Below are 818 nucleotides of genomic sequence, written 5' to 3' on the forward strand. Positions count from 1 at the left end.
GGTGTAAGAATGGATACGCCGAATAGGCTCAAGGAGATATTGGCTAACCCGTTATCGGTAATTTAATAAAGCTGCGTGCTCAAAGTCAAAAATCTGCGACAGCCTTAAATCAGGACAATGAGGCCATATTGATAATGGCCTATTAGGTGTGCCTGTGGCACTTTAACGGCCAAGCCGACCATGTCTGTTAAAAACAGGCTACGATTGAAAACTTCATACCCCTAGCCAGACATTGCTTACTTATACCTAGCTTTCCTCGCGATAGCATTCGCAGTGCTTTGATAAGGCGAAAACTCTTCAACATGGGTTTTGTTCTCTTTAAATTTTCCATGCTTGGCGACAGCTCGGTCCGGGTAGACTCTTCGGTGAGCCGGGTATTCCATGCTGAGTCGAGAGTATTGGGGTTGTGCTTGTTTAGATAGCATCCATTCTAAAAAATCTTGCGCGAGTTCTTTATTGTCGGAATCGGCTACGACGCCTGCGCCGGTGATGTCGATATGCACACCGCCGTCTTTCTGTTCAGGCCAGAAGAGTTCTATTTTAGAATTCGGGTGAGTCAAAAGGTGACGAGGCAAGTAATAGGAGTAGGCGATTGTTAGCTCACAAGCTCCTGTTTCCAGTGCAGTGAATAATTCCAAGTCGTCCGACATAGGTGAATGGACGAGATTGCTTACCCAGCCTTTCATTATCGTCTGCATTTTTGCTTCGCCATAACGGTGGCTTAGGTCTGCTAGCAGTGATTGGGAATACTCAGTTCTTGATGAGCGTAAACACAGCTTGCCTTTCCATTTACTATCGGCGAGAGCGGCGTAGGTGTT

Annotated in this window: 1 protein-coding gene; it reads right to left on the reverse strand. The window is 46.3% G+C overall.

Annotation, left to right across the window (positions count from 1 at the left end):
- Positions 1-236: 236 nt before the first annotated feature.
- On the reverse strand, positions 237-818 hold a 582-nt coding region (locus A3763_RS01060; RefSeq protein ID WP_156494797.1), incomplete at its 5' end, for an extracellular solute-binding protein.

This window comes from Oleiphilus sp. HI0128, from assembly GCF_001635365.1.